This is a genomic window from Acidobacteriota bacterium (genome assembly GCA_003696075.1).
Taxonomy (GTDB): domain Bacteria; phylum Acidobacteriota; class Polarisedimenticolia; order J045; family J045; genus J045.
In genome coordinates, this window is the sequence record RFHH01000050.1 from 1 (window position 1) to 6,103 (window position 6,103).

Sequence of the window (6,103 nt, forward strand, 5' to 3'; positions counted from 1 at the left end):
GCGCGGCCGCGAGGTCTCCGAGGGCCGGAATCGGGATCCGCAAGCCTGCGCCTTCCCACAGGGCCCTCCCCCCGACCGCGACCTGCCCCGGCGCCCCGGCCCAGTGGAGGGCCCACGCGAGGACGGTGCCGACCGCCACCGCGACGAGGCCGCCCGGCAGGCCCGCTGGCCAGCGGACCCGGCTGAGGTAAGTGACCAGGACCAGGGCGAGCGGCGCGAAGGCGACCAGGGGCCGATCGAACGAGCGAAGGATGAACTCCATCGAGATGAAGCCGACGGCGATGCCGGCGAGCGTCGACAGAAGGGCGGCCCGCGGGGTCACCCGGCGAACCCAGTCGGCTCCCCACGCGCCCGCCATCTCGATCAGCCCCGACAGGAGGCAGGCGACCAGGCCGACCTGCCAGGCGGTCCTCGCGGCGCGCTCCGGACCGATCGCCGGGTCGGCGGCGAGCTCGCTGTAGGTCGGGGCCATCACGAACAGGACGAAGGCGAACAGGCTGACGGTGTTGATGCCGTACGGCAACGCCGTCATCGGCCGCCCGCGCTCGGCGGCGAGCCGGCGCGCCAGCCGCGCGTAGTAGAGGTTTCCCACCAGGAGCGACAGCGCCGCTCCCGGAAAGATCCGGCCCAGAACGAACTCCTCGGGCAGCCCGAGCAACCCGGTGCACAGCGCGAGGATGACCAGGAACTGAAGCAGGTTGTCGACCATCAGGCCGAAGAAGCCGTCGAGATCCCCGAGCGCGACCCCCGGCCCGCTTCCGCGGGCGGCCGCTCCGCCGGCAGTCCGCATCGCCTGTCCTCCCTGAATCCTGCCGAGGGGCAGGCAGTTTAGCGCGACCCGCCCCGCATCCGATCTTGTCGGCCCGGGTCCGACGCCGTAGGATCGGGCCGAGGAGGTGCCCGTGCGATTCGCGCCCGTGCTCCTGGCCGCCTCGCTCGCAGCGCCGGCGGTCCTGGGGGGAGCGTCTCGGCCGGACATCCTGCTGATCACGGTCGACACGCTGCGTGCCGATCACCTCGGCGCGTACGGTTACTTCCGGGAAACCTCTCCGGCGATCGACGCGCTGGCGGCCGAATCGCTCCTCTTCGAGCGGTGCTACACGCCGCTCGCTTACACGCTCCCGGCCCACATGTCGCTCCTGACGGCGACCTTCCCTTACGAGCACGGCGTGCTGGCGAACTTCCGCAAGGAGGGGGTCTACTTCGACCGGGCGGCCGGTGCCGCCTCCTTCGCCGAATTCGCGCGCCGTGCCGGCTACACGACGGCGGGCTTCGTGAGCGCCGCGGTCCTCCACCGGGACACGGGCATTGCGGCCGGCTTCGACGTTTTCTACGACGTGCCGGACCAGGTCCGCGCGGCCGACACGATCGAGCGCGTCCTCACCTTCCTGGATGCCGAACCCTCGAGGCCTCTGTTCCTCTGGGTCCACTTGTACGACCCGCACCGTCCCTATGTCGCGCCACCGCCCTTCGACCGCCGTTTCACGACCAGTGCGCGCCTCGAACGCGAGGCGGCCAAACGGAAGGTCTCGGCAGGGAAGGTCAAGGCCCAGAACGGAGAGCTCAGGAGATTCGAGGGCTTGCCAGCCATCAATGCCTACGACGGAGAGGTAGCCTATGCCGATTCCCAGCTCGGGCGGCTGTTCGAGGCGCTGCGCCGGGAGGGGCTGTGGGACGACCTGGTCGTGGTCTTCACGAGCGATCACGGCGAGGCGCTGGGCGAGCACGGACGCGACGGTCACGGCCACATCTACATCGAGCACCTCCACGTGCCGCTCCTCGTCCGGGTTCCGGGGGTGGCGCCGCGCCGGGTGAAGACCCCCGTTTCCCTGGTCGATGCGCTTCCGACGGCGCTCGCGCGGATCGAAGGGAACCCGTTCGCCCGGTTCCTCGCGCGGGTCTCCGGGCGCGACGCCCTCGGCGGGAAGCCGCGCACGGTCGTGATCAGCCAGCGCGCGCAGTCGTCCGGCGATGTTCCGCGGTCGCTGGCGGCGACCGGCCGCTATTGGGCTTATCTCAAGCAGACGGGACGAGAGGAACTCTTCCGGCTGCTCGACGACCCGTTCGAGCTTCACGATCTCTCGCGCGCCGCTCCGGCGCAGCTCCGCCGGATGCGCTCCTACGTCGAAGCCGAGATCGCCGCGCAGGAAGAGCGCGCCCGTGCTTTGAGCAAGGCCGGGTGGCGCAAGGGCAAGCGCGTGCTACCGGAGAAGCTCGAGCGCCTTCACGCGCTCGGCTACGGAGACTGAACCGACCCCCGGCGCGCCGCTCCCGATGCGTGACTACGGCGCCGCGGTCCGAAGGCGGCCCACCCGGCGAGGACCGCCAGCGCGAGGCCCGCGGCAGCGGCGCTCAGGTCACCCCACCGGAAGAAAGCGCCGAAGGGCGGCCCGCCCAATCGCAGATTTCCCCGCAGTACGGTGACCTCGTCGAGGCGAGTCCGGGCGAGCATCCGCCCCTCCCGATCGGTGAGCGAAGAGATGCCGTTGTTCGCGGCTCGGATCACCGGCACCCCGAGCTCCTGCGCCCGAGCGGCGACCACGCGTGCGTGCCACAGGGGGAAGACGCTGTGCCCCCACCACGCGTCGTTCGTGATCACCGCCAGGACGTTGGCTCCGGCGCGGCGGTAGGCCCGGGCGAGCTGCGCGTAGAGGCCCTCGTAGCAAATGAGCACCCCGATGCGGGCGGGACCGACGGCGAAGACGGTCGGGCGCGGCCCGGGGGTAAAGTTGCCGAGCATCGTCAGCAGGGAGTGCCGGCCGGGCGTGCGGTGACGTTTCGCCGGATCGAGACCGAGGTAGCGGGCGAAGGGGAAGCCCTCGGCGAGCGGGAGAAGGCGCTGCTTGCCGTACCAGTCGCTGCGCCGGCCGTCCGGCCAGGCGACCGACGCCCCGTTGAACAGGTGGACCAGGCGCCGGGCCCGGTCGATCCGCACGATCTCGCACCCGTACAGGATCGGCACCCCCGCTTCCCTCGCGACCGCTTCCATCTCGGGATCGCGGAAGGGCCCGGGCCACTCCCACATCACCCGCCCCGGCCGGGCCGTTTCGGGCCAGACCACCAGGTCGGTCCCGGCGGCCGCCTCCCTGGTCAGACGCCGCAGCTCCGGCCAGTGAGCGGCCGCACGCCGGGGATCGATCTTGTCCTGCACCGGGACGGACGGCTGGACGATCCCCACACGGATCGCGGCGCCGGCCGGCGGCTCGAGCCGCTTCAGCGCCCCTGCCGTTGCGGGGAGGGCGATCCACAAGACCGCACCGGCGGACGCCAGCATCGCCGAGAGCCGGCGGGCGCGGCGGCGGTGCCAGGCCTCCTCCAGCAACGCCCCCGAGAGCGACGCCGCCAGGGCGATCAGCGCCGGCCCTCCGTAGGCGGTGGCCTCGAGCCAACCGGGACTCCCGCCGAAAGCGTGCGCCACACGGTCGGCGGGTAGGGACAGATCGCCGAAGGTGCGCAGGTGTCCGAGCAGGGTGAACAACAGCGCCGTCCCGAGCCCCCGCGGGAAACCGGTCCTCCTCTCGAGCCAGTACCCTCCCCAGGCCTCGAGAAGCGAAGAGGGAACGATGTACAGGACGGCGACGGCGTAGAAGGCCACAGCCAACGGGGAAAGGCGCGTCAGCCAGAGGATCGGATGGCCGCCGACGGCGTAGCGCGCGAGCCCGCACCAGAAACCGACGGCGAGCGCTTGCCGGCCGCCGGAGGCGCAGCGGAGGGCTCGCGCGTAGAGGAAGCCGAACAGGGGCGCCAACGGGGCCAACCCCAGCGGGAGCCAGACGACCCCGCCGGCCACGCCGGCTGCCACGGCGAGCCACAGGTGCGCCCTGGCCGATCCTCTTCGCTGTCCCGGAAGCTTCACGCGCCGCCCCACACGGCGCCGCCGCGAAGGCGGCGCGCGCGGAGCCTACGGCGTCCCTTTTCCCCGGCGCAACCCGCTCCCGGCGCATGGAACGACCCCCCGGCCCCAAGAGACGGCCGCCGGCCGGCTACTTCGCGCAGAACGCGTCCCGCGGCCTCCCACCTCGGCTCCCGGTGCACCGGCCCTCCGGGTGGCGGCGGACCCGGGGCCGCCGGGCATCCGGAGTCGAGCGGGGCTCTGCGCTGCGTCCGGCCGTGCCGTTCTCGGGAGGCCCCAGGCGGCGGCACGGCCCCGGGACGCCGCGAGGTCTCTGCGGCAGGCCGCGAACACCCGCACCGGCTCGACCGCGGGACGCGCTCGATCGTTCGTTTCCCGGCAGGTGCGAAACCGCCCGCCCGTGGCCGCCCGGGACCGGCGAGCGGGCCGTTCGACCTCCGGCCAGGCCGTTTCGATCGGCCTCCTCGGCACGCGGCGCCCTGGGCCTCCGCGGCCCGGCGGTGCGCTTCGGAGCATCCGCCCCCTGCCGGGAAGACGCCGCAACGGGGAGCGGCCGGGGCCGCCAGGCACACGGCTCCCCGCCTGGCGCGAAGCTCGCCACCGAACCGGCGCGGGCTAGTCGCGGGAAACGGCGTCGAGGACCCGCTGGAGAACCGCTTTCCTCTCCTTGAGCGTCTCGCGGAAGTCGGCGCGGTCGGTGTCGGCAATCTCCATCCTGAGATCGGAGACCACCGCCTCGAGCGCCTCGCGAAGCACCTGCCGCTCGCGTTCGTCGAGTTCGATCGTGACCAACTGACCCTCCCGCCCGGCTCGACCGGTCCGGGCCCTGGAAAGACTGTAGCAGCCGAGGCCGCGGCCGTCCCCGAGGCGTTTGCTAGACTGGGGCGCGGAGGACGAACGCCATGGACTGGGGCATGCAAAACCGCTTGGCTCGCATCTTCAAGCCGTCGACCGGGCGGACGGTGATGCTGGCGATCGACCACGGATACTTCCTCGGACCGACCAGCGGCCTCGAGGATCCGCGGCGAACGACGGAGCCGCTGCTCCCGCACGCCGATTCGCTCATGCTGACCCGCGGGACGCTCCGGCGCTGCATTCCCCCGGAGGCGGATCTTCCCATCGTCCTGCGGGTTTCCGGCGGTACGAGCATCCTGAGCGAACTGTCGCGTGAGGGTCTGACCGTCGCGATGGAAGACGCGATCCGCCTCAACGCCGCGGCGGTGACGATGTCGATCTTCGTCGGGGCCGAGGGAGAGCGGACGACGCTGCTCAACCTCGGCCGGCTGATCGACGAGGGCGAGCGCTACGGGATCCCGGTGCTCGCGGTGACGGCGGTCGGCAAGGACATGAAGCGCGACGCACGATACCTCGGGCTCGCCTGCCGCATCGCCGCCGAGCTCGGCGCCCAGATGGTCAAGACGTACTACTGCGACGGGTTCGAGAAGATCGTCGAGTCGACGCCGGTCCCGCTGGTGATCGCCGGGGGCAAGAAGGTCCCGGAACGCGACGCGATCAAGCTGGCCCACGACGCCGTCCGCGCGGGCGCGCGCGGGGTCGACATGGGCCGCAACATCTTCCAGTCCGATTCCCCCGCGGGGATGATCCAGGCCATCCGTGCGGTCGTCCACGACGGGGCCGGCGTCGACGAGGCCTACGAGATCTACCGCTCCGCGCGGGGCTGAGTCCGGCTTGCGCGCCGCCGTCTACCACAGCAACCGGGACGTCCGGGTGGTGGAGATCCCCCGGCCGGTGCCCGGGCCCGGCGAGATTCTGGTCCGCGTCCGCGCGTCCGGCATTTGCGGCTCCGACCTGATGGAGTGGTACCGACGGCCGCGGGCTCCGCTCGTGCTCGGGCACGAGGTCGCCGGCGAGGTCGCGCAGACGGGACCGGGCGTGCGGGACCTCCGGCGCGGCGATCGCGTGGTGACGACGCACCACGTGCCGTGCGGGCGCTGCCGTCTCTGTCTCACCGGACGGGAGACCTGCTGTCCCCGGCTCTCGGTCAATCACTTCGACCCCGGCGGCTTCGCGGAGTTCGTCCGCGTGGGAGAGGAGGCGGTCCGGCGCGGGACCTTCCGGCTCCCGCCGCGCACCACCTTCGCCGAGGGTTCGTTCGTCGAGCCGCTCGCCTGCGTGCTGCGCGCGCAGCGCCTCGCGGGGCTCGCGCCGCGCGACGCCGTCGCCATGCTCGGCGGGGGCGTCTCCGGGCTGCTGCACCTGCTCGCCGCGGGCGCGGCGAGCAGGTGGAGC

5 protein-coding genes are annotated in these 6,103 nt (G+C 72.5%); 3 read left to right on the forward strand and 2 right to left on the reverse strand.

All coding sequences use genetic code 11. The features are described 5' to 3' along the window. A partial coding sequence (locus D6718_02900) for a hypothetical protein (GenBank protein ID RMG47773.1) occupies window positions 1–790 on the reverse strand: 790 nt, incomplete at its 3' end. Window positions 791–896: 106 nt separating this feature from the next. Between D6718_02900 and D6718_02905 the strand changes: the two genes are divergently transcribed. After that, a complete protein-coding gene (locus D6718_02905) occupies window positions 897–2,249 on the forward strand; it encodes a hypothetical protein (GenBank protein ID RMG47774.1) in 1,353 nt (450 codons plus the stop codon). Here the strand turns inward: D6718_02905 and lnt are convergent. Then, window positions 2,237–3,868, reverse strand: a complete 1,632-nt coding sequence (gene lnt / locus D6718_02910; protein RMG47775.1) for an apolipoprotein N-acyltransferase — start codon at window positions 3,866–3,868, stop codon at window positions 2,237–2,239. The two genes, D6718_02905 and lnt, sit on opposite strands and share 13 nt — an antisense overlap. 887 nt (window positions 3,869–4,755) lie before the next feature. Here lnt and D6718_02915 point away from each other — a divergent pair. Further along, window positions 4,756–5,535, forward strand: a complete 780-nt coding sequence (locus D6718_02915; protein ID RMG47776.1) for a 3-hydroxy-5-phosphonooxypentane-2,4-dione thiolase — start codon at window positions 4,756–4,758, stop codon at window positions 5,533–5,535. Between the two features lie 7 nt (window positions 5,536–5,542). Continuing rightward, a partial coding sequence (locus tag D6718_02920) for an alcohol dehydrogenase (GenBank protein RMG47777.1) occupies window positions 5,543–6,103 on the forward strand: 561 nt, incomplete at its 3' end.